At 71.5% G+C, this 25868-nt stretch carries 27 protein-coding genes and 1 pseudogene; 9 read left to right on the top strand and 19 right to left on the bottom strand.

All coding sequences use genetic code 11. From position 1 onward, the window contains the following. Positions 1–22 precede the first annotated feature (22 nt). The 4 genes from NP777_RS05495 to NP777_RS05480 are packed head-to-tail and all read right to left on the bottom strand — an operon-like array spanning position 23 to position 4567. On the bottom strand, positions 23–1453 hold the full coding sequence (locus NP777_RS05495; RefSeq protein ID WP_256648896.1) for an MFS transporter: 1431 nt from the start codon (positions 1451–1453) through the stop codon (positions 23–25). A 44-nt stretch (positions 1454–1497) separates the two neighbouring features. Beyond that, complete coding sequence (locus tag NP777_RS05490) at positions 1498–2355, bottom strand: ABC transporter ATP-binding protein (protein ID WP_256649093.1); 858 nt, start codon at positions 2353–2355, stop codon at positions 1498–1500. Between the two features lie 41 nt (positions 2356–2396). Then, positions 2397–3461 (bottom strand): FecCD family ABC transporter permease, encoded by a 1065-nt coding sequence (locus NP777_RS05485; protein WP_256649092.1) that lies wholly within the window; start codon positions 3459–3461, stop codon positions 2397–2399. A gap of 17 nt (positions 3462–3478) precedes the next feature. Beyond that, complete coding sequence (locus NP777_RS05480; RefSeq protein ID WP_256648895.1) at positions 3479–4567, bottom strand: ABC transporter substrate-binding protein; 1089 nt, start codon at positions 4565–4567, stop codon at positions 3479–3481. Positions 4568–4775: 208 nt separating this feature from the next. Here NP777_RS05480 and NP777_RS05475 point away from each other — a divergent pair, with 208 nt between their 5' ends. Next, positions 4776–5480, top strand: coding sequence for a Clp protease N-terminal domain-containing protein (locus NP777_RS05475; RefSeq protein WP_256648894.1), 705 nt, complete (start codon positions 4776–4778; stop codon positions 5478–5480). A gap of 117 nt (positions 5481–5597) precedes the next feature. On the opposite strand, the gene NP777_RS05470 is transcribed toward NP777_RS05475, so the two are convergent. Next, positions 5598–6065 carry a MarR family winged helix-turn-helix transcriptional regulator gene (locus tag NP777_RS05470; protein WP_256648893.1) on the bottom strand — a complete coding sequence of 156 codons (468 nt, stop codon included), beginning with the start codon at positions 6063–6065 and terminating at the stop codon, positions 5598–5600. Positions 6066–6137: 72 nt separating this feature from the next. Between NP777_RS05470 and NP777_RS05465 the strand changes: the two genes are divergently transcribed. Next, the gene (locus tag NP777_RS05465; protein WP_256648892.1) at positions 6138–6842 is read left to right on the top strand and encodes an NADPH-dependent F420 reductase; all 705 of its coding nucleotides are present in this window, start codon (positions 6138–6140) and stop codon (positions 6840–6842) included. Positions 6843–7028: 186 nt separating this feature from the next. Beyond that, positions 7029–7331, top strand: a pseudogene (locus NP777_RS05460) (NADPH-dependent FMN reductase); the annotation flags it as partial. A 112-nt stretch (positions 7332–7443) separates the two neighbouring features. Here NP777_RS05460 and NP777_RS05455 read toward each other — a convergent pair. Beyond that, a complete protein-coding gene (locus tag NP777_RS05455; protein WP_256648891.1) occupies positions 7444–8280 on the bottom strand; it encodes a hypothetical protein in 837 nt (278 codons plus the stop codon). A gap of 82 nt (positions 8281–8362) precedes the next feature. Beyond that, positions 8363–9061: a TetR/AcrR family transcriptional regulator C-terminal domain-containing protein gene (locus NP777_RS05450; RefSeq protein WP_256648890.1), complete on the bottom strand. Its 699-nt coding sequence runs from the start codon at positions 9059–9061 to the stop codon at positions 8363–8365. Between the two features lie 160 nt (positions 9062–9221). On the opposite strand from NP777_RS05450, the gene NP777_RS05445 reads away from it, so the two are divergent. From NP777_RS05445 to NP777_RS05435, 3 genes are read left to right on the top strand one after another with little or no spacing between them, the layout of a single operon-like run. Then, positions 9222–10325: a hypothetical protein gene (locus NP777_RS05445; RefSeq protein ID WP_256648889.1), complete on the top strand. Its 1104-nt coding sequence runs from the start codon at positions 9222–9224 to the stop codon at positions 10323–10325. Then, a complete protein-coding gene (locus NP777_RS05440; RefSeq protein WP_256648888.1) occupies positions 10322–10885 on the top strand; it encodes an ester cyclase in 564 nt (187 codons plus the stop codon). The genes NP777_RS05445 and NP777_RS05440 overlap by 4 nt, the downstream gene beginning before the upstream one ends. Further along, a complete protein-coding gene (locus NP777_RS05435; protein WP_256648887.1) occupies positions 10882–11670 on the top strand; it encodes an MBL fold metallo-hydrolase in 789 nt (262 codons plus the stop codon). Before NP777_RS05440 ends, NP777_RS05435 begins: the two co-directional genes overlap by 4 nt. Before the next feature lie 59 nt (positions 11671–11729). Here NP777_RS05435 and NP777_RS05430 read toward each other — a convergent pair whose 3' ends face one another. Further along, complete coding sequence (locus NP777_RS05430; RefSeq protein ID WP_256648886.1) at positions 11730–12422, bottom strand: SDR family NAD(P)-dependent oxidoreductase; 693 nt, start codon at positions 12420–12422, stop codon at positions 11730–11732. Continuing rightward, entirely contained in the window at positions 12419–13315 is an 897-nt protein-coding gene (locus NP777_RS05425; protein WP_256648885.1) for an NAD(P)H-binding protein, read from the bottom strand. The genes NP777_RS05430 and NP777_RS05425 overlap by 4 nt, the downstream gene beginning before the upstream one ends. Before the next feature lie 68 nt (positions 13316–13383). On the opposite strand from NP777_RS05425, the gene NP777_RS05420 reads away from it, so the two are divergent. Further along, complete coding sequence (locus NP777_RS05420) at positions 13384–14196, top strand: LysR family transcriptional regulator (RefSeq protein WP_256648884.1); 813 nt, start codon at positions 13384–13386, stop codon at positions 14194–14196. Between the two features lie 65 nt (positions 14197–14261). Here NP777_RS05420 and NP777_RS05415 read toward each other — a convergent pair whose 3' ends face one another. From NP777_RS05415 to NP777_RS05395, 5 genes are all read right to left on the bottom strand, one after another. Beyond that, on the bottom strand, positions 14262–15689 hold the full coding sequence (locus NP777_RS05415; protein ID WP_256648883.1) for an Nramp family divalent metal transporter: 1428 nt from the start codon (positions 15687–15689) through the stop codon (positions 14262–14264). A 141-nt stretch (positions 15690–15830) separates the two neighbouring features. Further along, positions 15831–16784, bottom strand: a complete 954-nt coding sequence (locus NP777_RS05410) for a phosphoglycerate dehydrogenase (RefSeq protein WP_256648882.1) — start codon at positions 16782–16784, stop codon at positions 15831–15833. Further along, the gene (locus NP777_RS05405; protein WP_256648881.1) at positions 16784–17569 is read right to left on the bottom strand and encodes an HpcH/HpaI aldolase family protein; all 786 of its coding nucleotides are present in this window, start codon (positions 17567–17569) and stop codon (positions 16784–16786) included. Before NP777_RS05405 ends, NP777_RS05410 begins: the two co-directional genes overlap by 1 nt. Positions 17570–17610: 41 nt before the next feature. Continuing rightward, on the bottom strand, positions 17611–18591 hold the full coding sequence (locus NP777_RS05400) for an aldo/keto reductase (RefSeq protein ID WP_256648880.1): 981 nt from the start codon (positions 18589–18591) through the stop codon (positions 17611–17613). After that, positions 18588–18737, bottom strand: coding sequence for a hypothetical protein (locus tag NP777_RS05395; protein WP_256648879.1), 150 nt, complete (start codon positions 18735–18737; stop codon positions 18588–18590). The genes NP777_RS05400 and NP777_RS05395 overlap by 4 nt, the downstream gene beginning before the upstream one ends. A 408-nt stretch (positions 18738–19145) precedes the next feature. Between NP777_RS05395 and pdxA the strand changes: the two genes are divergently transcribed. Continuing rightward, positions 19146–20159 (top strand): 4-hydroxythreonine-4-phosphate dehydrogenase PdxA, encoded by a 1014-nt coding sequence (pdxA, locus tag NP777_RS05390; protein ID WP_256648878.1) that lies wholly within the window; start codon positions 19146–19148, stop codon positions 20157–20159. Between the two features lie 34 nt (positions 20160–20193). Here pdxA and NP777_RS05385 read toward each other — a convergent pair whose 3' ends face one another. The 5 genes from NP777_RS05385 to NP777_RS05365 form a co-directional block, all read right to left on the bottom strand. Continuing rightward, complete coding sequence (locus NP777_RS05385; protein WP_256648877.1) at positions 20194–20529, bottom strand: hypothetical protein; 336 nt, start codon at positions 20527–20529, stop codon at positions 20194–20196. Between the two features lie 22 nt (positions 20530–20551). Then, positions 20552–22912, bottom strand: coding sequence for a protein translocase subunit SecD (secD, locus tag NP777_RS05380; RefSeq protein ID WP_305889375.1), 2361 nt, complete (start codon positions 22910–22912; stop codon positions 20552–20554). A gap of 90 nt (positions 22913–23002) precedes the next feature. Then, positions 23003–23413 (bottom strand): hypothetical protein, encoded by a 411-nt coding sequence (locus NP777_RS05375; protein WP_256648875.1) that lies wholly within the window; start codon positions 23411–23413, stop codon positions 23003–23005. Between the two features lie 55 nt (positions 23414–23468). Continuing rightward, entirely contained in the window at positions 23469–24176 is a 708-nt protein-coding gene (locus NP777_RS05370) for a response regulator (RefSeq protein ID WP_256648874.1), read from the bottom strand. 2 nt (positions 24177–24178) lie between these two features. After that, positions 24179–25141: a HAMP domain-containing sensor histidine kinase gene (locus NP777_RS05365; protein WP_256648873.1), complete on the bottom strand. Its 963-nt coding sequence runs from the start codon at positions 25139–25141 to the stop codon at positions 24179–24181. Between the two features lie 376 nt (positions 25142–25517). Between NP777_RS05365 and NP777_RS05360 the strand changes: the two genes are divergently transcribed. Beyond that, positions 25518–25847 (top strand): TraR/DksA family transcriptional regulator, encoded by a 330-nt coding sequence (locus NP777_RS05360; RefSeq protein ID WP_256648872.1) that lies wholly within the window; start codon positions 25518–25520, stop codon positions 25845–25847. Positions 25848–25868 lie beyond the last annotated feature (21 nt).

Genomic DNA, 25868 nt, shown 5'->3' with positions numbered 1-25868 from the left:
GGAGGGCTTAAGGATCGATGGCTCAGCGGGGTGCGGCGGGTGCCGCGTCGGTGGCGTTCCCGGGGAGGTTCGCCGGACCTCGGGCGGGCAGGGCGAGCAGTGGCACGGCGAGGCAGGCGGCGGTGGCGGCCAGCGCCAGGCCGGTCCGCGCGCCGCCGTCCGGGCCCGTCAGCCTCCAGGCCGCCGTGGCGAGAGCCGGGCCGAGCGTGAAGCCGAGGCTGCGGGCGAGCTGAACCGTGGAGCCGACCGTGGCGGCGCGGCCCGGCGGAGCGGCGCCCATGACCAGGGCCTGGGTGGGCCCGCCGGTCAGCCCCATGCCGAGTCCGGCCAGGACCAGCCGCCAGGCCACCTCGGGCGGGGACCAGCCGTCGCCCGGCAGCACGAGCAGCAGCAGCCCGGTGGCGGTGAGGGCGGCACCGGCGACCGCGACGGGCCTGGCAGCGTAGCGGTCGGCGAGCCGTCCGCCGAGTGGGCCCGCCAGCGCCATGCCGAGGGGGAAGGCGAGGACGGTCAGGCCCGTGGTGGTCGCGCTGACGTCCTCGTCGCGCTGGAGGTGCAGGGCGACCACGTAGTGCATGGCGGCGAAGCCCACCGCCAGCGCCAGCACCGCGCCGTGCGCCCGCAGCAGCCCCGCGGCCCGCAGCACATCGGTCACCGGACGGCCGCCCGGACCCCGCAGCCACCACCACAGCGGCGGTACGGCGACGAGGGCGAGAGCGAGCCAGGCGGGGGCGTCGGAGACCAGGGTCAGGGCCAACAGCAGGATCGTTACTCCTGTGGCCACCAGGGCCGCATCGACGAAGGAGCGCCGGTCCGGGCCGCGCAGGCGCCCGTCCCGTGGCATCGCCCGCCACACCACGGCCAGCGCCACCAGACAGAGCGGGATCTTGACCAGGAAGATCCAGCGCCAGCCCAGCTGGTCCAGGACCAGTCCTCCGACCGCCGGTCCGACGACGGCGCCCAGGGGGCCGAGGGTCGCCGGCACGCTCATCGCGCGCCCGCGCCGTTCCGGCCGCACCGAGTGGATCGCCAGCACCGGCATCAGTACGAACAGCACGGCGCCGCACGCGCCCTGCCCGATCCGGGCGGCGATCAGCCACAGCGCCCAGGGAGCCGCGGCGGCCAGCGCGCTGCACAAGCCGAAACCGGCGGTCGCGGCCAGCAGCGCGGGCCGGACACCCATGCCGTCAAGCCAGTGGCCGACGGGCAACAGGAGGGCGACAACCGGGAGTTGATAGCCCAGGACCACCCACTGCGCCGCCGCGGCCGACACCCCCAGGCCCTCGGAGATGTCCGCGAGCGCCACGTTCACGATGTTCATGTCGAGCATCGCCACGAACGACAGCACGCCCGCCACGGACACCAGGAGCCAGCGGTCGTGGACCTCGGCTACGTCCCCGGGCCGCCGCGACGCGTCCCCGCGCCGCTCCGCACCGGAAGCGTGGTCCGTCATGCGCCCTCCCTCTGGCGAATGGGCCGCCACACGACAGCCTCGTCCTAGAAGTCGGGCGAACCGGAGGGTGAGTTCCCCGACGTACCCGGAAATACCACCGCGTTCTGCCGATGGTCGAAGGCGATCAGCGGGTCCCCGGTCAGCGGGTGCTCGATCACGGCCGCGCGCACCCCGAACACCTCGGCCAGCAGGGCCGGCCGCAGCACGTCGCGGGGTGCGCCGGAGGCGACCACACGGCCGTCGTGCAGGACGTGGAGCCGGTCGCACACGGAAGCGGCGGCATTGAGGTCGTGCAGCGAGACCAGGGTCGTACGACGGCGGCCGCGCAGCAGCGCGAGCAGTTCGACCTGGTGGTGGATGTCGAGGTGGTTCGTCGGCTCGTCCAGGACCAGCACGTCCGCCGCTTGGGCGAACGCGCGGGCCAGCAGCACGCGTTGGCGTTCGCCGCCGGACAGCTCGGTGAACCGGCGGGCGGAGTGGTCCGCCATGCCGACATCGGCGAGGGCACGGGCGACCAGGTCCCGGTCGGCGGCGTCCTCCCCGGCGAAGGCCCGCTTGTAGGGGGTGCGTCCCATGGCGACGACCTCACGCACGGTCAGCTCGAAGTCCTCACCGCGCTCCTGCGGAAGGGCGGCGATGTGCCGGGCCGACCGCGCGGGGCTCAGCTCGCGGATGTCGGTGCCCTGGAGCAGTACGCGCCCGGCGGCGGGCTTCAGGTGCCGGTACACGGTCCGCAGGAGCGTGGACTTGCCGCTGCCGTTGGGCCCGACCAGGCCGGTGATCTCGCCTTCGGCCGCGATGAGGTGGGCGCCGGCCACGACCGTGCGTCCGGCGTACGCGACATGGAGATCCTCGATGTCGATCCGCGACCGGCGCTCCCCCGGTCCGTCCCCGGCTTCCACTTCCCCGGGCAGGACCGCGTCCCCCGCCCTCCGTCCGGTCCTCAACTCCCGCTCCCCAACCGTCGGTCCAGCAGATACAGCAGTGCCGGAGCGCCGATCAGCGAGGTGACGACCCCGACCGGCAGTTCCTGCGTGTCCATGGCCGTACGGCACACGAGGTCGACCACCACCAGCAGCAGCGCGCCGAAGAGCGCCGACACGGGCAGCAGACGACGGTGGTCACCGCCGACGACCAGGCGGCAGACATGGGGGACCATGAGCGCGACGAAGGCGATGGCCCCGGAGACCGCGACGAGGACGCCGGTGAGCAGGCTGGTGACCGCGAACAGCTCACGGCGCAGCCGTACGACGTCGACGCCGAGCCCGGCGGCCGTCTCATCACCCATCAGCAGCGCGTTGAGCCCTCTGGCCCGAGCCTGGAGCAGCAGCAGGACCGCCGGAACCGCCACCGCCGGGGCGGCCAGCAGGGGCCAGCTCGCGCCGCTCAGGCTGCCCATGAGCCAGAACAGCACACTGTGGGTCTGCTGCTCGTCCCCGGCCTGGAGCACGAGGTAGCTGGTGAAGCCGGACAGGAACTGCCCGATGGCGACCCCGGCGAGCACCAGTCTGAGCGGCGCGAATCCCCCGCCGCGCCGGGCCACCGCCCAGACGAGGGCGAAGGTGGCCAGGGCTCCCGCGAACGCGGCGCCGGACAGGCCGAGGCCGAGAGCGCTCCCGGTGCCGAGGCCGAGGACGATGGCGGCGACGGCGCCGAGGGAGGCGCCGTTGGAGACGCCCAGGAAGTACGGGTCGGCCAGCGGGTTGCGGACGAGGGCCTGCATCGCCGTACCGACCAGACCGAGCCCGGCACCCACCAGGGCTGCCAACAGGGCACGAGGGAGGCGCAGTTGCCACACGATCAGGTCGTTCGTGCCGGGCCTGGGGGCATGGCCGGTCAGTCTGCGCCAGACCACGCTCCACACCTCACCCGGTGGGATCGACGTGGAGCCCCAGGCGACCGCCGCCGTGAGGGCCGCGAGCAGCGCGACCGCGAGGAGCAGGGCCAGCGGCCCGGCGGGCACGGAACGCCGTGTGCGCGCGGGAGCTTCGGCGCCCTTCCCCCTCACCGTGACATCGAGCACGGTCAGCCGACCTTGCCCGGGTAGAGGGCCTTGGCGATCTTCTGGACGGTGTCGGCGTTCTCGACGCCGGCGATGGTGGTCTGCTCGGAGCCGATGCGCAGGAAGTGGCCTTCCTCGACGGCCTTCAGGCCCTTGGTGGCGGAGTTGGACTCGAGCCACTTCCGCGCCTCGTCGAACGCCTTCTCGTTCGCCGCCTCGCTGCCCCGGTCGCGGACGCCCAGCTGGATCCAGTCCGGGTTCCTGGAGATGACATCCTCCCAGCCGACCTGCTTGTAGTCGCCGTCGCAGTCGGCGAAGACATTGCGGGCACCGGCCAGAGTGATCACCGCGTTGGCGATCTGCTTCCTGCAGACGGCGGTGGGCTGCTTGGTCCCGGCGTCGTAGTCGAAGAAGAAGTACGTCGGCCGCTCAGCCTCCGCCGTCTTGCCGACCGCCTTCTGGACGGCGCCCACCTTCTCCTTCATGCCGTCGACGAGTTCCTTCGCCTTCGCGCTCGTGCCGGTGACCGCGCCGAGGGAGGTGATGTCCGCCTCCACCGCGGACAGTTCGGTCAGCGCTCGCTGGCTCCGCGCCGCACAGGCGGTGGACTTGAGGTAGATGTGCTTGATCCCGGCCGCCTTGTACTCCTCCTCCGTCGGAGCGTCGCCCATGCCGCCGCCCATGTTCATCGAGGCGAAGGTGTCGATGTACACATCCGCGCCGGAGCCGAGGAGCTTCTCCTTCGGGATCACGGACTGGGCGAGCACCTTCACCTTCCGCGCCCGCGCGTCGAGTTCACCGGGCAGCGTGCCCTTGCCGGGCGGGAAGCCGGTGCCGAGCACCTTGTCACCGGCGCCCAGGCGGAGCAGCAACTCCAGGCTGGAGGCGTTACTGGTGACGATCTTCCCGGGGGCCTTCGGGAACGTGGTCTCGGCGCCCGCGCAGTCGGTGACGGTGACCGGGTAGCCGCCGGTGGCGGGCTTCTCGGCGCCGGCGCTCGCCTTGTCGCCGTCCCCGCTGCCGTCCCCGCTGCCGCCTTCGTCGCCGCAGCCCGCCACGAGGAGGCCGCCCAGCACGACGGCCGTCGTACCCCACCACATACGAGAACGCATCGAAACTCTCCTGGATCCACTTGGTACACCGGGGGGAGCGTCACCCCGGTCCAGTAGTCGTGGCGGATATGGCGTCGGTTCCCGCACGTTGGGAAGCAGGCGAACGCCGTCCGGTGTCCGGACCGTCGCACGAAGCCGCGGGAGCGGACCCGGAACGATCGTCAATTACAAGTTGACGATTCCTGGATCGTCAACTTATGCTTGACGCATGAGCCCACTCGACATCAGCCTCGCCGACCTGATCACCCGCCTCGACGAGGAACTCCCCCACGCCGACGGACTGGCCCGCATCAGCGAGGCGCGACTGCGCGCCCAGACCCTGTCCGACCTCGGCGACCAGCTCATCGACCACTACGTCAGCAAGGCCAAGCAGAACGGCGCCTCGTGGACCGAGATCGGCGACGCCATCGGGGTGTCCAAGCAGGCCGCCCAGCAACGCCACGCACCCGGCCCATTCGAGCGGTACACCAACCTCAACCGGCACAGCATCGTGCTGGCACAGGAGGCCGCCCGAACGCACAAGCACGGCTTCATCGGCACCGAACACATCCTGCTCGGCCTGCTCGGCGAACCGCGGGGCCTGGCATACGAGGTGCTGATCGCGAAAACCGAGTCGGAGCAACGCATCCGTGACGCGATCGCGGAAGCGATGCCGCCGGCCGGGGAGAAGGCACTGCGGGGTCACATCGCGTTCCGGCCGGAGAGCAAGGAGGCCATCGAACAGGCACGCCGCGCGTCGGCCGACCTCGGCCACGACTGGGTCGGCACGGAACACACCCTGCTGGGCCTGATCCACACCGAGGAAAGCCCAGCCGCGCGGATCCTGCGCAACCTCGGCTTCACGCCGGACGAGCTGCGCGAGACGATCAAGACCGAGATCACTAAACGGTCCGCCACCCGCGGTAAGCGGTGAGCGGTAAACGGTAAACGGTAAACGGTAAACGAAACGATCAGCCGCCGCGGAGGACCGGGCCGGCACGGTCCTCCCATCCGACACGGGACGGAGCGCTCGCGCTCGGTCGGCCGTTGATCAGGAGGGGTCCTCGTCCAGCTTCTCCACCACACGCTCGGAGACCCGCGCCAGCGTCCGCAGCTCCGCCGGTGTGATGTGATCGAGGAACAGATCGCGGACCGCCTCCACGTGGCGGGGGGCGGCGGCCTCGATCATCGCGCGCCCCGCGTCCGTGATCACCACAAACGCGCCACGGCCGTCCTCGGCGCACTCGTCCCGCACCACCAGCCCGCGCTTCACCATGCGGCCGATGTGATGGGACATCCGGCTCTTTTCCCACTCCAGCGCCCGGGCGAGGTCCAGAATCCTGCGCCGCCCGTCCGGTGTGTCCGTCAGCTCGACCAGCACGCCGAAGTCCGCGGCCGACACATTCGACTCCGCCTGCAACAAGCGCGACAACCGGCCCCGGAGCCGGTCGTGCAAGCGGAGGAAGCTCCGCCATGCCTGCTGCTCCTCCGGCGTCAGCCATCGCACCTTCTCTTCCATGGGAGAGAGTCTAGACGTCGTTGATGATTCACCGAATGCCCACCCGGCCTCCGACGGGCCCCGACCTCATACATGACCACCACCGCAGTGCGCACCGTCGGCATCCTGGGGGCGGGAAAGGTCGGCACGGTGCTCGCACGGCTGGCCCTGGCCGCCGGCCACCGCGTCCTCATCGCCGGATCGGGCGACCCCGCGAAGATCACCCTCACCATCGACGTCCTGACCCCCGGCGCGGTCGCGGTCACCGCCGAGGAGGCCGCGGCCGGGGCGGACCTCGTCGTCCTGGCGCTCCCGCTCGGCAAGTACCGCGGCATTCCGGCCGAGGCGCTGCGCGGAAAGCTCGTCGTCGACGCGATGAACCACTGGTGGGAGGTCGACGGCGTTCGCGAGGACCTCACCGACCCGCTCACCTCCTCGAGCGAGATCGTGCAGGGGTACCTGGCGGGGGCGCGCGTGGTCAAGGCGTTCAACCACATGGGCTACCACGATCTGGAGGACGACGCGCGGCTCGCGGGCGCGCCGGGCCGCAAGGCGACCGCGATCGCCGGGGACGATCCGGCCGATCTCGCCACCGTCGCGCGTCTCGTCGACGCCCTCGGCTTCGACCCCGTCATGGCCGGACGGCTCGCCAAAGGCGTACGGCTCGAACCGGGAACGGAGCCGTTCGGCGCCAACGTGGGCGCCGCGGAGCTGCGCGCGATGCTCAGCCGCTTCCCGGAATCCGCGCGTGGGCGGGCCGTGATCAGCGCCCGGACCACGGCCGAGCGCGCGGCCTGACCGCTTTCACCGAACTCATAGGTTGACGCGTCATCTACCCTTCGCTACTTTGGATGACAGTTCAACCATTCCTCTGTGGGCCCGCCGGCGAGGCCCGCACAACCCGATTCACCAGAGGGATCCGTACCTGTGAACGTCACCTTGCTGCCCGCGGCGGTGGACGTCGCCCCGGCGCTGCCCCCACTGGCCGCTTCCGGCGTGCTCAAGAACGCCATCGACTATCTCTACACGGAGTGGAACAACAAGGCGGTCGGTTTCGTCTCCTACGGCGGGGTCGGTGGCGCCCGGGCCGTGGAGCATCTGCGGCTTGTCGTCGGCGAGTTGCAGATGGCCGATGTGCGCCAGCAGGTGGCGCTCTCGCTGATCACCGAGTTCGAGAACTTCAGCGTCTTCAAGCCCGGCGACCACAGCGTGGACTCGCTGAACACCCTGCTCGACCAGGTCGTCGCCTGGAGCGGAGCCCTGGCGCCGCTCCGCGCCTCCGCCTGAACCGCCTCGGGCGCAGCCGGACCCGTCTTCCGGGTCCGGCACCCGAACATCCGGCGACCCCCGTACGGCTCCCCGGCCTGACGAATCGCCCCGCCCGGCAGCCGGCCGTGTGTCAGCTGCCGGTGGACCGGACGGTGCTCATGATCTTCTTGATCTCGGCGTCCGTCAGCGCCTTCGGAACTCCCTGGTCCGCGTAGATCACCCAGCCGTGCATCGTCCCGTCGGGGAGCTTCTGCGCGACGCTGTGCACGACGGCCTTCGGCGGGACGCATGAGCTGGGGCGGTTGGTGACGGTGACCTGGGCGGTCGCGGTGTAGCCGACAACACCCCCGTGCTTCCACGGCTTGGCCTCACTGACCGTGATCTTGGGCTTGTGGTCCGCACCGCCGTACGCGGCGAAGCCCCAGTTGCCCGCCCAGTTGCGGGCGTTCTCCTGGAGCGTGCCGTCCTTGCCGCCGCCCGTGGTGCCGACGGTGGCGAGCTGCCCCTTGCCCGCCTCGCCGATGGCCTTGGGGTTGGGGCTCGACGCGCAGCCGCCCTCGCGGTAGTTGCCGGCCGCGGTCATGACGACGATCGGCTGGCCGTTCTTGTCCGTGTAGGAGAGGGCCGTCTCCTCGTCGAGGACCTTCCACTTGCCGGCCGTGGCGGGCACGTCGTAACGGAAGTGGTGCTTCTGCGAGGTCTGCGTCTGCCACCCCGTGAACAACGGCTGATCGCCCGAGGGGTTCGCCGGGGCTGAGGACTGGGACGACCCCGCGGAAGGCGACTTCGACTCCGCGGCGCCGGTGTCCTTGTCCGTGGCACTGCCGGTGTCCTCGTTGCATCCGCTCAACGCGACGGCCATGCCGATGCCGACGGCCGCGATCAGGGTCTTCTTCGTGTGCCGGGACCGCATCGAGGTGGACAGCGGCTGCCGAGCAGGGTTCCTGAAGATCTTTGACTGAGACATGATCGGCACTCTAGGCGAGCCGCGTCGCCATAAATCCCCAGGTGGGCGCCGCACCGCAAGACGGATACCCACTCGTGACACATCACATCGAACTGATACGCGCGGCCGGGGCCTCGTAGGGAACACCGACCTTGGCGGCCAGGCCGGAGATCATCAGCTCCAGGCCGTACTGGAACTCCGCGTCGTGATCGCTGTCGGCCAGATAGGGCGCGGTCGCGGTCAGAATCGGGTCGCCGGAGGCCGCGATGGCTTCGGTGCGCCGCTGGACCTGGTCGCTGTCCATGGCGCCCAGATAGATGGCGTAACCCAGTTCGCGCATGATCGAGCCGACCATGAAGGCGGTGTAGCCGCGCAGGACGTGGACCATCTCCTCGGGAGCGAGGCGGAGTTCGTCGAGGCAGGCCAGCGTGGAGCGCATGGCCTCCAGGGCGGCGGGTGACTGCGTGGGCCGGGTCAGCACCAGGGGGAACGCCTTCGGATGCCGCTTGGCGGCGGCGCGGAAGGCGGCGGCGTGCGCCCGGATCCGCTGCTGCCAGGTACCGCCCTCCTCCTCGGGAAAGGCGATGCCGGCCAGCAGCGCTTCGGCGACGCCGTCGAGAAGGGCCTCCTTGTTCGGTACGTGGTTGTAGAGCGACATGTTCTCGATGTCGAGTTCCGTGGCCAGTTTGCGCAGGGAGAAGGCGTCGGGGCCGTCGCGGTCGATCATCGTCACCGCTGCCGCGATCACCTTTTCGCGGGTCAGGCCGACCCGCCTGCCACGGCCGGTTCCTCGCGCCGTCATGCGTCACCTTCCCTTGACATCACTTACGCCGCAAGTCTAGCGTTCCGGCCCACAAGACTTGCGGTGCAAGTGTCGCGTTGTTGTGAACGCGCCGCCGAGTTCGCCGAGTTCATGGAACCCGCACCGAGCCGGACCGGCTGACCAGAGAAGGACTCGATCGATGAAGCTCGCCTGGCAGGACACCGACGTCCTGGACATGCCCACGCTCGGCACCCCGATCACCACCCTCGGCGGCCTCGCGGACGTACCCGGCGGCCACGGCGCACAGCTCGGGTGGGCCCGTACCCGGGCAGAGGCGCTGCGCACCGAGTTCGCGGCGACCGGTACCCCGGACACCGTCACCACCTGCGACCTGGTGACCCTGCCCTATCCGACGAGATTCGGCCTCTTCCGTGCCTCCCGGGCCATCGCCCCGTTCCTCGCCATCACCAACCGCATGCTCGTCATCCGCTGGACCGAGAGCGACGGGCGGCGGCGGGTGCTCCTGTTCGAGCCCAGCGATGTCCAACTCGGTCGCAACACCCCGTACTTCGCCGCACTGGCCCGCCGCACCCCCGGCCCGGTGCGATCCCTGATGGTCACCGAACACGGCACCGTCCTCGGGCATCTGGCCCGGCTCGGCATCGCGCCCGAGGACGTCGACTATCTCCTCTTCGACCATCTGCACACCCAGGACCTGCGCCGGTGGATCGGCACCAGCACGCCCCAGCCGGACATCGGCGACGGTCCGGTCGAGCCGGTGTTCCCCCGCGCCAAGGTGATCGTGCAGCGGCATGAACTGCTGGCCATGTCCGAGCTCCACCCACTTCAGCGGCCCTGGTACCAGCCCGAGACCTACCGGGATGTGCGGCCCGAGGCCTTTCTCGCCGTCGACGGCTCGCTGCTCCTCGGCCCCGGTGTCGCGGTCATCTCCACCCCCGGCCATGTGCTCGGCAACCAGACCCTCCTGCTGAACACCTCCAGCGGCATCTGGGCGTCCAGTGAGAACGCCATCGCCGCCGAATGCCTGACCCCCGAGCACTCCCGCATGCCCGGCATCGCCCGCTGGGCTCGCGCCTGGCAGCAGGAGGTCGTACTCAACGCCAACACCATCGAGACGACGGCCGAGCAGTACAACTCGCTCATCATCGAGAAGACGCTCGTCGACCGTGCCCAGGCCGACCCCCGCTTCCTCCAGTTCTTCCCCTCCAGCGAGCTGACCGCCGCCTGGACCAGCCCCGGCACCGGCCCCACCTTCACCCACAAGGCAGTGACCCACCCATGACCACCGTGATCAGCGACGAGATCCTCGCGTACCGCCAGAAGCTGGTTCTGGACCACTTCCACGACGAGGTCCGCCAGGAGTGGGACGACGTCCTGGCCACCTTCCCGCATCCGCGGTACGAACTGATCCCCACCATGACGGTCCACGACGGCGGTACGGCCGTACGCGGCTACTACCGCGACAGCCGCCGTGCCTTCCCCGACCAGGACCACGAGATCATCGCCCTGCGTCACAGCGGCGACGCCGTGATCGTCGAATTCTGGCTGCTGGGCACCCACCTCGGCCCGCTGGGCGCGATCCCGCCCACCGGAAACCGCTTCCGGGTCCGCATGACCGCGTACTTCATCTTCGAGGACGACGGAGACGGCGGCGAGAACCTCGTCTGCGAGCGGATCTACTTCGACAGCCTCACGCTGCTGAAACAGCTGATCGGCGGCCTGAACCTGCGCAACCCGCGCAACTGGCCCCTGGTCGTCCGCTGTCTGCGCGGACTCCTCGAGGAAGCCGGCGGCACCCCGGACCCCGCCCTCGTCAACACACCGAAGGCGGACCTGTCGTGAAGGTCCACCACCTCAACTGCGGCACCATGCGCCTGCGCTGCGGACCGCGGCTGGTCTGCCACGTCCTCCTCCTCGAGACGGACGCACAGGGGCTCGTGCTCGTCGACACCGGCTTCGGCCTGATGGACATCGCCACCCATGGCCGCCGTGTGGGCGCGGTCCGCCACTACCTCAGACCGGCCCTGGACCCCGAGGAAACCGCCGCCCGCCAGGTCGAACGGCTCGGCTTCCAGCGCGACGACGTCCGCCACATCGTCCTCACCCACTTCGACGCCGACCACATCGGCGGCCTCGCCGACTTTCCGCACGCCACCGTCCACGTCACCGCGGCCGAGACACAGGGCGCGGTCCACGCCCCCTCGTGGCGCGAACGCCGCCGGTTCCGCCCCGCCCAGTGGGCGCACGGCCCGAGCGTCGTCGAACACGGCCCGGACGGCGAGGCGTGGCGCGGGTTCGCCGCCGCCAAGGAGCTCGACTCCGTCGCGCCCGGCATCGTCCTGGTCTCCCTCCCCGGCCACACCCGCGGCCACGCCTGTGTCGCGGTCGACACGGGCACCCGCTGGATCCTGCACGCCGGGGACGCCTTCTATCACTCCGGCACCCTCGACGGCCGCGCCCCCGTGCCCACGGCCCTCCGCGCCATGGAGGCGGCCGTCGCGTACGACCTGAAACAGGTCCGCGCCAACCACGCCCGCCTCGGCGAGCTGCACCGGCGCGCGGAACCCGACCTGACGATCGTCTGCGCCCACGACCCGGCCCTGTACGAGCGGATGCGGGCCGGCTGAGGGAGGAGCCCGGGTGCCGCCACCCCCGGGCCGAACGGCTGTCACCAGGGCTACCTGGGCTACCAGGGCACGAGCTGGTCCTGGTAGTTGAGGAATTTCAGGCCCGGTTCGCCGCTGTGGCGGTCGATCGTGTCCACCACGCCCGGGATGGACTGGTCGATGGTCAGCGGTGCGTCCGGGCCGCCGAGCTCGGTGCGGACGTGGCCGGGGCACATGAGCAGCAGTGTGTGCGCGGCTTCGGCGTACCGGGCGGCGTAGCTGCGCATCAGCTGGTTCAGGGCGGACTTGCCGGCACGGTAGACGTCCTGGCCGCCCCTGGTGTTCAGGCCGAGGCTGCCCTGGCGCGAGGACATGACGCCGATGGTGCCGGTCGGGGCCACCAGCGAGCGGAGGGACTCGACCACGCGCATGGGGCTGAGCGCGTTGGTGACCATGACCTCGATGAACATCTCCGTCGGAACGTCGCCGATCGGAACGTCGCCCCTGGTGATGGCGGCGTTGACGAACAGCAGGTCGAGGGTGCGCTCGGCCAGGCGCTCGCGCAGCGCGGCGATCTCGTCCGGCTCCGTCATGTCCAACGACTCGACCGTGACCCGGCCGCCGGACGCCTCGGCCAGGTCGTGGAGGCCGGTGCGCCGCTCGCCCCGGACGGTGCCGATGACGTTCCAGCCGCGGTGTGCGTACTCGGTGGCGAGGCCGAGTCCGAGGGTGCGGGACGCGCCGATGATGAGAGCGGTCCTGGGAGCGTTCACGCCTGGACCGCCGGCTTGAGGACCTCTTCGCACCACTGGCGGAAGGTCGTCGGACTGGCGGTCCCGGGGGTGCGCCGCACGCCCACGTCGATGCCGTCGTCCTTGGAGCGCATCATGTCGACGTAGCCCTGCACGATGGCGTCGCCGACGCCGCGCCCGGTGAATGCGGCGCGGAGGTCCTCCAGCGACTGCCGCTGGTAGCGGATCGGACGGCCGAGCACCTCGGACATGATGCGCACCATGTCGTTGGCCGAAAGGTCCTCGGGGCCCAGCACCGGGACCTCGCCCGTCCCCGTCCACGAGCGGTCGAGCAGCAGACCGGCGGCGGCCGCGGCGATGTCTCCGGTGGTGGCCATCGGTGCCGTGCGGTCGGCGGCGGCGGTGTCGGTGAACACGCCGTCGTCGCGGATCGAGGCCACCTGCCGCAGCAGGTTGTCCATGAAGCTGGGGCAGGCGAGCGCCCGGTAGGCCACACCCGTCCCCGCGATGAGGTCGTCCATGGCCAGCGACGCCGTCACATGCCCGGCGCGGCCGGCGGCGGGAGTGCCGCGGCCGAGCGCCGAGACGCCGACGACGTGTCCGACCCCGTGGACCGTGAACGCCTTCGCGGCGGCGCGGGTGAACCCGGAGTAGGCGGCGTCCAGACTCGGTGCCCGCGGGTGCGGCGGGGCCAGCCAGAAGACGGCGTCCGCGCCGGCGAAGGCCCGGTCGACGACCTCGGCGTCGCCGTGCGAGCCGGTGACGACGTCGACGCGGTCGCGGACGGCGTCGGGGAGCTTCCCCGGGTCGCGCACGATGACACGCAGCTCTTCGCCGCGCTCGGGGGCCTCGTTGAGCAGGATTCCCATGACCCGGCTGCCGATCTGGCCGGTGGGAGCGGTAATAACGATCATGTGGTGAGTCTCGGGGCGGGCGACCTGTGGCGTCCAATACCTTTCCCGGCAATTGATACCTTGAGGGCATGGATCTCGATCTGCGCAAGCTCCGCTATTTCGCCGCGGTGGCCGAGCACCGGCACTTCGGCCGGGCCGCGGAACAGCTCTTCATCGCCCAGCCGGTCCTCAGCCGCCAGATCAAGGCGTTCGAGCGGGAGTTGGAGTGCGCCCTGCTCGTACGGACCACCCGCAGCGTGGAGCTGACCGCCGCCGGGAAGCAGCTCCACGAGGAGGCGCAGCGGATCCTGGGTACGGTCGCCGCGGCGGTGCGGCGCGTACACGACGCCGAACGGGGCGCCCAGCGCCTCGTTGTCGCCTTCTCCCCCGGGCTGCGTGTGTCGGCCGCGATCCGGGCCTTCACATCGCGCCACCCGGACGTCGAGACCGACGTCGTCCCGGCCCACTGGTGGCAACCGGACGCACCGCTGCGGGACGGCCGGGCCCAGGTCGCGTATCTGCGACAGCCTTTCGACGACTCGGGGTTGCGCACCATCCCCATCGGCCACGAGCCCAGGGTCGCCTGCATGCCCGCGACGCATCCGCTGGCGCGCCGCGAGCAGCTCATCCGCGCCGACCTCGACGGCGAGAAGATGCTCGACGCGGCGAACCGGCCGATGTCCTCCATCGAGGAGAAGTTCGAACTCATCGCCGCCGGGCACGGTGTCGCGCTCATCTCGCTGAGTGCCGCGCGCTCCTACTCCCGCCCCGACCTCGTCCACCTGCCCGTCACGGACGCCCCGGGGGCCGAGACCTGCCTGGCCGTCACCGCGGACCGGCACGAGAAGCAACCGCTGCGCGACTTCCTGGAGATCGCCACGGCGACGCTGCGGCGCGCCTGAGCGGATCTCGGCGGGGCTGGGCGGTGTGCGGTGCCGGGGCGGCGCGTGCGCAGCTCGCCGCCGGGTCAGCTGCCGGGCGTGAGCTCGAGGGTGTCGAGCACTCCGTACACCCCGAGGAAGGCGATCGCCACACTGCTCAGGACGAGGGCGACGGTCAGCCAGGGGTTGGCGCGGAAGCGGGGCGGGACGCCGGTGTAGCGCAGGCGCCAGACCGCGACCACGACCGCGAGCAGGAAGATGCCACCGCCGATGCCGCCGATCTGCACCATCAGGACCGGGGACTGCACCCACAGGAAGATGCACATCCACACCGGGGGCAGACAGCAGGTGAGGATGCGGATGGTGCGCGTGCGCGAGCGCATGTCGTGCCAGTCGACCACGCCGAGCAGCCCGAGGGTGTTGGTCCACAGGCGGGGAACGCTGGCCGACGAGGCGACGGTGACCGAGAAGAGGACGGCGATCGCCCCGGCCAGGAACAGGTACTCCGCCCATGGGCCGAGCGTGTCGGTGTAGATGTGGGACAGCGTGGTGATCATCTCGTTGCCCTCGGGCACCAGGCCCTGCGGGTGGAGCACCGAGGCGCCGATCACGTAGAAGGACAGGGTGCAGATGGTGCACACGACCCAGGAGACGGCCACGTCGAGCCGCATGACCTTGAGCCAGCCCTCGGCCCGCCGGGCGCGCTGCTCGGTGCCGTCGTCGGGGCCGGTCCAGCGGGCATAGCCCTTCTCCAGGCACCAGTAGGTGTACGTCGTCATCTCGTCGGCGCCGACGCCGGTGATGCCGAACATGGCGAGCGCGATGCCGACCGTGCCCGCGGGGATCTGGAAGCTCATCCCGTCGGCGAACTGCTCGGGACCGTATCCGAAGGCGGTGAACGGCAGGGCGAGGGCCAGGCCGAAGGTGATGATCGTCTTCAGCGTGATGCCGACGACCTCGACCCGCTCGACGACGGGGTACTTGCCCGTCTGCAGGATGAGGATGGCGGCGCCGGTCACGATGAGGGCCCAGATCGTCAGCGACGATGTGCTCAGCGACCCGCCGTGGATCGGCAGCAGGATCGAGCAGGCGGCGGCGGTGCCGCCGATGATGCCGCCGCGCTGGAACATCTTGGCGAAGTCCATGCCGATCCAGAGCCAGTTGATCCAGCTCAGCCGGCCGATCCGGGGGCCGACGTCGCGGAAGCCGTCGAGCGCGGGCCGGCCGTTGAGGATGGTCCAGCGGGCCAGTTCCATCTGCACCCACACCTTGACCGCGGTCGAGACGATCACCAGCCACAGCAGGGCGAACCCGGCCTTCGCGCCGAGCGAGGTGGTGGTGATCAGTTCACCGGAGCCGACGACGGCGGCGGACAGCACGAGCCCGGGGCCGAGGTGGCGCAGTCGGCCGCGAAAGGTCTCGGGTGCCGGGCGGGCGTCTTCGGCGCGCAGCGCGTACGGGTCGGCCTGCGCGGGCGGCGGCGCCGCCGTGGCGCCGTCGGTCGTGGTGGACATAGCGGGTCCTTAGAGGATCTTCCGGCGCCGTCGCCGGTATCCGGAATGGGGACAGGGGTCGTGTGGGAGCGTGTCGTGCCGGGTGCCGGGTGCCGGGTGCCGCCGTGTCCCGGCGCGCCGGGTGGTGCGGCTCGCCGTGTATCAGCGCACCGGGTGGTGCGGCTCCTCACCGGCCAGTACGCGGACGATGTCCTCGGCCACCATCGCGCCCATGGCCTGGTTGGCCTCGGGCGTGCAGGCGGCCATGTGGGAGGTGAGCACGGTGCACGGGGCCTGGCGCAGCGGGTGGTCGGCGGGCAGCGGCTCGGTGCTGAACGCGTCGAGGGCCGCGGCCCCGAGGTGCCCGGAGCCGAGCAGGTCGGCGAGCGCGCGTTCGTCCACGAGGCCGCCGCGCGCGGCGTTGACCAGGATCGCGCCCGGCTTCATCGCGGCCAGGCGGGCGCGGTCGAGCAGCGGGGTGCCGGACGGATCGGGCGGAGTGTGCAGGCTGACGGCGTCGGCGCGCTCCAGCAGGGCGTCGAGCGCGACCGGTTCGGCGCCGTGTGCGCGGACGTCGGCCTCGGGGACGTACGGGTCGTGGGCGAGCAGCTCCATCCCGAAGGCGCGGGCGTAACCGGCCAGCAGGCGGCCGATGCGGCCGAAGCCGACGATGCCCAGCGTCTTGCCGTGCAGTTCGGGGCCGAACAGCTTCGGCCAGCCGCCCGCCGCCACCTCGGTGTGCGAGGCGGTCAGGGAGCGGGTCGCGGACAGCAGCAGACCGAAGGTGTACTCCGCCACCGCACGCGAGTTGCTGCCCGGCGCGCACACCACCGGGATCGCTCGCGCCTGGGCGGCGGCCACGTCGATGGTGTCGACGCCGACACCGTGCTTGGCGATCACCTTGAGGCGGGGTGCGGCGTCCATCACCTCGGCGGTGATCGGGTCCATGCCGACGATCAGCGCATCCGCTTCGGCCGCGTGCGACAGGAGTTCGGCGGTGGGCAGCGCCGCGTCCTCACGGGGGCGCAGGGGGCCCGCTCCGGCCTCCTCCAGGATCCGCCAGGGCCGCGCCGAGTGCCGGGCGAAGGTGGGTGTGGTGATGAGCGTGGTCGGCATCAGCGGGCCTCGCCGCGGGCCGCCCGGAGGTGGGACGTCGCGATCTGCTGCAGGTGCACCACATCGGCCGCGACCGTCGCGAACGTGAAGCCCTCGGCGAGGCGACGGGCGGCGCTCTCGCCGTCGGCGTTGTGAATGCCGGCCGCGATGCCCACCGCCTCGGCCGCCTCGCGGACGCGGGCGAGGGCCTGCTCGAACTCGTCCTGTACGGAAGGGTCGGTGGAGGTCGCGCCGCCGATGGCCAGGCGCAGATCGGACGGGCCGACGTAGACGCCGTCCAGGCCGGGGGTCGCGCAGATCTCCTCGAGGTTGGCCAGGCCGTCGGCCGTCTCGATCATCGCGAGGACCGCGGTCTGATCGTGGGTGTCGGCCGGGTTCGGGCCGATGCGGAGTTGGGCGCGCATCGGGCCGTACGAGCGGCGGCCCAGCGGCGGATAACGGACGGCGGCCACGGCGTCGGCGGCGTCCTGGGCGTTGTCGATCATCGGGACGATCACGGCGCTCGCCCCCGCGTCGAGCGCCTTGCCGATGTAGGTGAGGTCGTTGGCCTCGACGCGCACCATGCCGACGGCGGTGCTGCCCTTGGTGTCGGTGGCGAGGAGGTTGTTCAGCATGCCCTGGTAGCCGAAGAGGCCGTGCTGGGCGTCGAAGGCCAGGTAGTCGTAGCCGACGCGGGCGAGGCGCTCGGCGGCGATCGGCGAGTCGAGCAGCGACCAGTAGCCGATGAGCTGCTCACGATTGCGCAGTGCGGCGATGAACTGGGCGGAGGTGCGGCCGGTGGCCATGTGTGTGTCTCCCTTGCGACGTTGCGAGGTGGGCGGCGGGGTCAGCGGTTGTAGGCGGGCATCGGGCCGCGCAGCCGGGCGCCGACCTCGTCGCAGGCGGCCAGGACGTCCGCGGGCAGCGGGCCCGCCGACGCGGCGGCGATGTTGGCGTTCAGATGCTCAACCTTGGAGCCGCCGAGCAGCAGCGCGTCGGTGGAGGGCCGGGACAGCAGCCAGCGCAGGGCCAGGTCGGTCAGCGGCAGGCCCGCTTCGGAGGCGATGCGGGTGAGGTCGGTGACGGCGTGGAACACCTCCTCGTTCCAGTACCGCTCGCGGTACATCGCGGCCACCTTGGAGTCGCCGAAGCGCCCGTTGTCCGGGACCTGATCGAAGCGGTGGCGGCCGGTGAGCAGGCCGCCACCGAGCGGGTTGTAGACCACCGTGCGCAGTCCGGTACTGGAGGCGAATTCGACGTACTCCTCCTCGATGCGGCGCGCGAGGAGGTTGTGGAGCTGCTGGGCGACGACGGGACGGGGTGCGCCGACCTCGTCGGCCACGCGGTTCAGCTCGGCGATCTGCCAGGCGGCGAAGTTGGAGACGCCGAGGGCGAGGACCTTGCCCGCCCGTACGAACTCGGCGACGGTCGCCAGGGTCGCGGAGAGCGGTGTCCCGCGGTCCGGCTGATGCAGATAGAAGAGGTCGACGTGGTCGGTGCCCAGGCGCTCGAGGCTCCCGTCGAGCGCGGCGCGCAGCCCCTCGGGCGAAAGCGGCGCGTGCTCGCCCTGGTCGGGGTGCGGGATCCCGGCCTTGGTGGCGAGGACCACCCGGTCCCGGCGGCCGGGCAGTAGCTCGGCGAGGATGCGCTCGCTCTCGCCGCCCGCGTAGCCGTTGGCGGTGTCCACGCCGGTGATGCCCGCGTCGAGCGCGGCGTCCAGCATCGCGGCGGCCGTCGCGCGGTCGGCGGTGTCGCCGAAGGTCATCGTCCCGAGGACGAGCGGGGACAACGGGACGGGCACATGCGGGAGTGCGAGGCCGACGGTCAAGGCGGGTTCCTTCCGAGGCGGGCGGTGCGGGTGGTGCGCGGTGCGTGCTGGTGGAGCGGGTGGTGCGCAGTGCTGGTGGTGCGGGTGAGACAGGTGGTGCGGTCGTACTCGTAGGCGATCACATGCGTGATGTGCGCATCACGCATGGCGCCATGCGGCCATGCGGCCATGCGGCCTCGACCGGTCGCCGTGGTGGTTCCCGGTGACGCGTCGCGCGGCGGCCGAGTGCGGTGCGAGGCGATCTGCCGGGTAAGCCGGTTCGCGTCGCGTCCACGACGGCGACACGGTCCACGGGTGACGGCCGTCGACGCCATGGGAACGCTCGCACGGTTGCGTAAATCACGCAAGATGTCTCGCGCAGTTCACGCAGCCTATGCCATGATCCTCACTGGGCCCGACCGTGTTGTCCATCGACGGTGCCGGGTATTCGCCGCCGCGCGTCGCCGCCGCGCCGCGGCCCGTCCGGCTGCCGCCACGGCAGCCACTCGAGCCGCACCGTCCGCCTCTCCTGCCGTCCGCCCCCGCCTCCCGCCTCCCGCCTAGGAGCTGCTCTCATGTCCACCCCCCTCCCCCTCATCGCCGTCACCATGGGCGACGGTGCCGGTATCGGCCCCGAGGTCGTCGTCGCGGCCCTGCTCGACGACGCCGTCCTGACCCGCTGCCGCCCCGTCGTCATCGGAGACGCCCGGCGGCTGCGCGAGGCCGCCCGCGTCCTCGGGCTGGACTGCGAGATCGCCGCCGTCGGCCACCCGCGCGACGCGGAGTTCACACCGGGCCGCGTCAATGTGGTCGACCTCGGCCTGCTCCCCGCCGATCTGCCCTGGGGCGAGCTGTCGACGGCCGCCGGGGGCGCCGCGTACGCGTACATCGAGCGCGCCACCGAACTCGCCGTGGCGGGCGAGGTGCACGCCATCTGCACCGCGCCCCTCAACAAGGAGGCCCTGCACGCCGCGGGCCACCTCTACCCCGGCCACACCGAACTCCTCGCCCACCTGACCGGGACCGAGGAGGTCTCGATGATGCTCTCCACCGAGAAGGTGAAGGTCATCCACGTCACCACGCATATCGGCCTGATCGACGCCGTCCACCGCATCGAGCCGGGCCTCGTCGAGCGCACCGTGCGCCGCGGCCACGAGGCCATGGTCCGCGCCGGCACCCCGAACCCCGTCATCGGTGTCTGCGGCATCAACCCGCACGCGGGCGAGAACGGCCTGTTCGGCTACGGCGAGGAGGACGAGAAGATCGTCCCGGCCCTGGAGAGGCTGCGCGCCGACGGCGTCGACGCCCGGGGCCCGCTCCCCGCCGACACCGCCTTCTTCCTCGCCTCACGCGGCGACTACGACCTGATCGTGGCGATGTACCACGATCAGGGCCACGGCCCGGTCAAGGTCCTGGGCATCGAGGCGGGTGTCAACCTCACCGTGGGCCTGCCCGTCATCCGCACCTCCGTCGACCACGGCACCGCCTTCGACATCGCCGGAACGGGCACGGCGGAAGCGGGCAGCATGGTCGAGGCGCTGCGCCAGGCGGCCGAGATGGCCACGGTGCCGCTCGCCCCGGCGGGCTGAACCACGCCGGGGCCGTCTCGCCGTGCGGGTTCGCTCAGGAGGAAACGGCGTACTTTTCCGAGCACTTGCTGTAGCTGCCCTTCACCACGCACACCCACATGAGATACGGGCGATCTTCCGGAAGATTGCCGGTTGTCCACGGGCTGGTGTAAGGCGAGTCATGGCCTCGGGTGGTGGCTTTGCGGCCGTCGCTCAGGTGCGCCTCGATGCCGTAGCCGTCCGGCTCCTCATCCCTGACGCGCAGTGCGTCACCCGGGCCGCCGCTGCCCGGGTCCTGTCGCCACTCCGCGAGCCCGATGTGCCCGTACCCGTCCTCCTTCACGAGAATGCACAGGCGCAAGCGCATGGCGGGCTTGATCGGCGCGGTCAACACTATGAATATCGGGCTTTGCCTATTTTTTCTCCAACTCTCGCTTGTTTGGCGCATTCTCACTGCGCGCGGAAGCACCGGCGCCCGCTGGACGGCCACGAGTCGGGTGCAGCTCGACGGTGAGTGAGGCGGCGGTGAAGACGGAGGAGCAGGTGCCGACCGCCAGGCCGATGAGCAGGGCGAGGGCGAAGTCGGCGAGGGTGTCGTCGGCGAGGACGGCCAGGGCGGTGAGGATGAATGCCGCGCCCATGCCGGTGTTGACGGTACGGGGCAGGGTCTGCAGGATCGCCTGGTTGGTCAGGCGGGGAAGCGGTGTGGTGCGGTCGCGGCCGAGCAGTTCGCGGACGCGGTCGAAGAGGACGACGGAGTCGTTGACCGAGTAGCCGATGACGGTCAGCAGGGCGGCCAGGAACACCCCGTCGATGGGCTTGCCGAGCCAGGCGAAGGCGCCGATGAGGATCACCACGTCATGGGCGAGCGCGACGACGGCCGCCGTGCCGAAGAACCAGCGGAAGCGGACCGCGAGATACAGCAGTTGGGCGCCCAGCGCGAGGGAGAGGGCGATGAGCGCGTCGCGGCGCAGTTCGTCGCCCATGCTGGGGCCGATCAGCTCGTCGCGGGTCTTCTCCGTCTCACCGCCGAGGGCGCCGATGGTCTCGGTGACGGTGGCCTCGTCGGCGTTGGTCAGGTTCTCCGCGCGCACCGTGAGCCCGGTGTCGCCGGAGGACTGCACGACCGCGCGGGGGAACCCGGCGTCGGTGAGGGCGGTGCGGGCCCGGTCGGGGTCGACGGGGGTGCTGGTGGTGTACTCGATCAGCCGGCCGCCGGTGAACTCGATGCCGAAGTCCAGGCCGCGGACGAGGATGCCCGACGCCGCCATGACGGCGAGTGCGGCGGAGGCGGCCAGCCAGCGGCGCGGACGGCGCATCAGGAACGGGTCGCGGCGCAGCAGCCGGTCGCGGACCCATCCTGTGCTCGCGATGCCGGTGATACGGGGCCGACTGCGGACCGCGGGGCGGTTGGCCGCGTACTCGGCGAGCACCCGGCTGATCAGCAGGGCGCTGACCATCGAGGCGAGGACGCCGATGGCGAGGGTGATGCCGAAGCCGCGTACCGGACCGGAGGCGAAGGCGAACATGAGGCCCGCGGCGATGAGTGTCGTGATGTTGGAGTCGGCGATCGCGCTGAGGGCGCCGCGGAACCCGGCCGTCAGCGCCGAGCGGGGGCTGGGGCGGCTGCGGGCCGCGTACTCCTCGCGGGCCCGTTCGAAGACCAGGACGTTGGCGTCCACGGCCATGCCGATCGCCAGGACGAACCCGGCGAGGCCCGGCAGGGTCAATGTGGCGCCGAGCGCGGCCAGGGCGGCGTAGGAGATGAGGCCGTAGCAGGCCAGGGCCGCGGTCGCGAGCAGGCCCAGGAGCCGGTAGACGGCGATGATGAAGAGTGCGGTCAGTGTGGTGCCGATGACGGCGGCCCAGGCCGCGGCCTCGATCGCCGCATCGCCGAGCGTGGCGCCGATGGTGCGCTGTTCGACGGTCTCGACCGGTACGGGCAGGGCGCCGCCGGAGATGAGCAGGGCCAGTTCGCGGGCTTCGGTGTCGTCGAAGGAGCCGGTGATCTGGGTGGAGCCGCCCGGGATGCCGGTCCCGCACGCCACGGACGGGTCGACCTGCGGCGAGGAGATGATCTGGTTGTCGAGGACGATGGCGATCCGGCGCTGCGGGTCGCCGGCCGGGTGACAGGCGGCCTGTGCGGTGATCTGCCGCCAGCGGTCCTGGCCGGTCTTGGAGAAGTCGACCGTGACATGCCAGCCGGCGCCGCCCTGCTGGTCGAAGCGGGCGTCGGCACCCTTGACGTCCCGGCCGGTCAGATCGGCGGCGCGCAGTCGCAGGGGCTGTCCGGAATCGTCCGGCAGCACGCGCTCCTTGGCCGGATCGGCCGGTGCGGTGGTGGCGCCGTCGGAGGTTCCGGCCGGGCCGAGGACCGCGTGCACGGTGAGCTGCGCGGTGCGGCCCAGCACATCGGCGGCCTTCTTCGGGTCAGACACGCCGGGCAGCTCGACGAGGATGCGGTGCTCGCCGGAGCGGACGAGGGTGGGTTCGGCGACGCCGAGCGCGTCGATGCGGCCGCGCAGCACCTCCACGGTGCGGTCGGTGGCCGCGCTGTCGGCGTCGGTGGTGGGGGTGGAACGGGTTTCCAGCATGATCTGGGTGCCGCCGCGCAGGTCGAGGCCGAGGCGGACCGGCGTGGTGAGGGCGATGGCCAGCGATCCGGCGAGCACGGCGAGGGCGAGCAACGCACGCACGCGCCGGGACTTGTCGCGTTTGTTCCGCTTGCTCCATTTATTGCGGCGTTTTGACACGTTCTCGCGGCGTTTCGACATGTTGTCGCGGCGTTTCAACACGAGCCTCCGGCAGGCACGTCGCGGCAGCGGCACACCCGGCCGCGACGGAGGAAAGGGTGATGGGTGGCGTCAGATACCTGCGGGCGCCGGAGGGGCCCGGCCGCGGTCGTGGGCCGATCGGCCTGGAGAGACGGGTGCGTACGCGGAGGGCGCTGAAGTACGGGTGCCGACAGCCGGGTCGGCACCCGTGTCGCGGGGGTCGGTGGCGTGGTGGTCCGGTGGGCACGGGCGCTCACCGAGGTGGTCGTGCCGGACCCTGGCCTGGGCCGCGCAGCCGGCGGCACACGGGTCATCCGCGCGGGGACCGGTGTCCGGGCGCTCGGCGCCCGTGGCCACCGAGGCCGGATGGGCCACCGGACCCGAAGCGGCGCGCACGGTATCGGCGGGAACCAGCGCCAGCAGGACGGCGAGGAGCGCGATGAGCGTTACCGCGAACCGGCGGCCGGCGGCCGGGATGGCGTCGCGGGGTGCTGGGCGCATGCACCGTCCCTTTCCTGCCGGGTGCTCGACTTCCCGCTGGTGATCGGGGCGGGCGTCAGGGTTCGACGAGACCGGCGCGGATGGCGTAGCGGGTCAGCTCCAGCCGGTCGTGCAGACCGAGTTTGTGCAGCAGGTTGGCCCGGTGGCGGTGCACGGTCTTGACGCTGATGAACAGGATCTCGGCGATCTCCTTGGAGGAGTGCCCTTCGGCGACGAGTTTGAGGACCTCCTCCTCACGAGGGGTGAGGAGCTGGTCGGGGTCCTCCTCGCCGTGGCGGACGCGGTCCAGGTAGTTGCGGATCAGTGCGGTGACCGCGCCGGGGTAGAGGAACGGCTCGTTGCGCATCGCGGCCCGGCAGGCGGCGACCAGATCCCGGTCGGCGACCGACTTCAGCACATAGCCACAGGCCCCGGCCTTGAGCGCCTGGAACAGGTATTGCTCGTTGTCGTGCATCGTCAGCATCAGGATGCGCAGGCCCGGCTTGAGCGCCACCAGCTCGCGGGTGGCCTGGAGACCGGTCAGGCGCGGCATGGCGATGTCGAGCACGGCCAGGTCGATCTCCTGGTTCCGGGCCGCCTCGATGGCCTCGGCGCCGTCCCCGGCCTCGGCGACGACCTCCAGGTCGGGTTCCCGGTCGAGGATCAGGCGGACGCCGCGGCGTACGAGAGCGTGGTCGTCGGCGAGCAGGATGCGGATCGGCGCCGCGTCCGTCGCAGACGGCGTCGCGGCCGTGGTGGGTCCGGGCGGGGTCGGGTCGGGCATGGTCAGAGCTGCTTCCTGGGGGCGGGGGTGATGAGGCGGATCCGGGTGCCGGTGCCGGGCGTCGAGGTGATGTCCAGGGTGGCTCCGGCGAGCAGGGCCCGTTCGCGCATACCGCGGATCCCGGCGCCCTCGCAGGCGGCCTCGATACCGCGGCCGTCGTCGGCGATCTCCAGCACCACCGCCTCGCCGGCGCGGTGCAGGCTCACCTCGACCCGCCGCGCGTCCGCGTGGCGGGCCGCGTTGGTCAGGCTCTCCTGAGCCACCCGGTACAGCACGAGCTCGCTCTCCTGGTCGAGGGCGGGCAGGTCGGCGTCGAGGCGGCGCACGACACGCAGCCCGGTGTGGGTGGCGAAGTCCTGCGTGAGCGAGGTCAGCGCGCTGACCAGGCCCAGGTCGTCCAGGACGCCGGGCCGCAGCCGGCGCACCAGGCGGCGGACCTCGTCCAGGCTCTCCCGGGTGATCTCCTGGGCCTGCTGGAGGTCCTCGCGCAGCGGCTCGGGGGCGTCGTCCGCGGTGCGCTTGAGCACCAGCAGGATCGCGGTCATGCTCTGCCCGACCTCGTCGTGCAGCTCCTGGGCGATGCGGCGGCGTTCCGCCTCCTGGGCCAGCAGCGCCCGCGCGCTGGAGGTGGCGCGTTCATGCTCCAGCCGGTCGAGCATGGCGTTGAAGGTGCGGATCAGCTCGGACACCTCGCTGCCGCCGCCGGCGCCGGGCACGGGCAGCCGCTGACCCGGGCGCAGCAGGTCGACGGTGGTCATCAGCCTGGTCAGCCGGTCCAGCGGGGCCAGGCCCCAGTGCAGCAGGGTGCCGTTGGCGACCAGCATGACGGCGAGGCCGCCGAGCAGGATGATCGCCTCGGTCAGCAGCACCGGCACGGAGACGGTCACCGGCGCCCACAGCAGCAGCGCCGTGGCGGTGCCCAGCACCAGGGCGTTGAGCCCGAAGATCCGCCAGAACAGCGACACCGGGGAAACTCCTCCTTCTGCGCTCCAAGTGTGATCAGCTCTACTGTCGCTCATCGCCCCCGGGCGGAGCCGCCGCGACTGATCACGACCGAGCCTGACACAGCCTGCCGCCCGCACCGCGCGCGGTCGATGGGGTCCGTTCCCCATATCCGGGGTCCTCGGGTACCCATGCGCCGCTCCCCGCCGTCGCCCCGTGGTCACCGCTGTCCCGGGCAAATGGGGTCCGCGCCCGATGGGCTTCCGGCGCCGGGTCGAGCAGAGTCGAAGGTGATCGAGCCGTCCGGTACGGCCAGTGCTCGCGGTCATGGAGACCGTGGAGGGCGGAACCGGGCGGCCACTGCCGCGCGCAGCGCGCTTTCCGCGAAAGGACCTCATCGTGCCGATCGACACCGCCCAGACCGGTCCCCGCCCCGGGCGGCTGACCTCTCATGAGGCCCGCCAGCGCCTGGAACACGCCCGCAACAGCCGTCTGGCCCAGCTGCGCGCCCTCGACGAGAGCGCCCAGAGCACGGACGCCCATCTGGTGTCCGCGCAGAGGGAGGCGATCCAGCGAGTCCTCACCGAGATCGACGAGGCGTTCGCCCGTATCGGCGACGGCACGTACGGCACCTGCCAGGGCTGCGCCAAGCCGGTCCCCGCCGAACGCCTGGAGATCCTCCCCTACACCCGGTACTGCGTGGCCTGCCAGGGCCGCGCCACCGCCTGACCCGCCCCATCCCACCCGTCT

This window comes from Streptomyces rugosispiralis (assembly GCF_024505145.1).
Classification (GTDB): Bacteria; Actinomycetota; Actinomycetes; order Streptomycetales; family Streptomycetaceae; genus Streptomyces; species Streptomyces rugosispiralis.
The sequence above is the reverse complement of the archived record's forward strand: the minus strand, read 5'-3'. Positions and strand labels throughout refer to the sequence as shown.

Bases quoted from the DNA above. Each gene is read 5' to 3' on its own strand.
- NP777_RS05440 (WP_256648888.1), top strand. From the start codon at position 10,322: ATGACCACCGTGATCAGCGACGAGATCCTCGCGTACCGCCAGAAGCTG.
- NP777_RS05495 (WP_256648896.1), bottom strand. From the start codon at position 1,453: ATGACGGACCACGCTTCCGGTGCGGAGCGGCGCGGGGACGCGTCGCGG.
- NP777_RS05425 (WP_256648885.1), bottom strand. From the start codon at position 13,315: ATGATCGTTATTACCGCTCCCACCGGCCAGATCGGCAGCCGGGTCATG.
- NP777_RS05410 (WP_256648882.1), bottom strand. From the start codon at position 16,784: ATGCCGACCACGCTCATCACCACACCCACCTTCGCCCGGCACTCGGCG.
- NP777_RS05465 (WP_256648892.1), top strand. From the start codon at position 6,138: ATGACCACCACCGCAGTGCGCACCGTCGGCATCCTGGGGGCGGGAAAG.
- NP777_RS05475 (WP_256648894.1), top strand. From the start codon at position 4,776: ATGAGCCCACTCGACATCAGCCTCGCCGACCTGATCACCCGCCTCGAC.
- NP777_RS05415 (WP_256648883.1), bottom strand. From the start codon at position 15,689: ATGTCCACCACGACCGACGGCGCCACGGCGGCGCCGCCGCCCGCGCAG.
- NP777_RS05420 (WP_256648884.1), top strand. From the start codon at position 13,384: ATGGATCTCGATCTGCGCAAGCTCCGCTATTTCGCCGCGGTGGCCGAG.
- secD (WP_305889375.1), bottom strand. From the start codon at position 22,912: ATGTCGAAACGCCGCGAGAACGTGTCAAAACGCCGCAATAAATGGAGC.
- NP777_RS05450 (WP_256648890.1), bottom strand. From the start codon at position 9,061: ATGACGGCGCGAGGAACCGGCCGTGGCAGGCGGGTCGGCCTGACCCGC.
- pdxA (WP_256648878.1), top strand. From the start codon at position 19,146: ATGTCCACCCCCCTCCCCCTCATCGCCGTCACCATGGGCGACGGTGCC.
- NP777_RS05395 (WP_256648879.1), bottom strand. From the start codon at position 18,737: ATGCGTGATGCGCACATCACGCATGTGATCGCCTACGAGTACGACCGC.
- NP777_RS05370 (WP_256648874.1), bottom strand. From the start codon at position 24,176: ATGCCCGACCCGACCCCGCCCGGACCCACCACGGCCGCGACGCCGTCT.
- NP777_RS05405 (WP_256648881.1), bottom strand. From the start codon at position 17,569: ATGGCCACCGGCCGCACCTCCGCCCAGTTCATCGCCGCACTGCGCAAT.
- NP777_RS05480 (WP_256648895.1), bottom strand. From the start codon at position 4,567: ATGCGTTCTCGTATGTGGTGGGGTACGACGGCCGTCGTGCTGGGCGGC.
- NP777_RS05470 (WP_256648893.1), bottom strand. From the start codon at position 6,065: ATGGAAGAGAAGGTGCGATGGCTGACGCCGGAGGAGCAGCAGGCATGG.
- NP777_RS05455 (WP_256648891.1), bottom strand. From the start codon at position 8,280: ATGTCTCAGTCAAAGATCTTCAGGAACCCTGCTCGGCAGCCGCTGTCC.
- NP777_RS05445 (WP_256648889.1), top strand. From the start codon at position 9,222: ATGAAGCTCGCCTGGCAGGACACCGACGTCCTGGACATGCCCACGCTC.
- NP777_RS05375 (WP_256648875.1), bottom strand. From the start codon at position 23,413: ATGCGCCCAGCACCCCGCGACGCCATCCCGGCCGCCGGCCGCCGGTTC.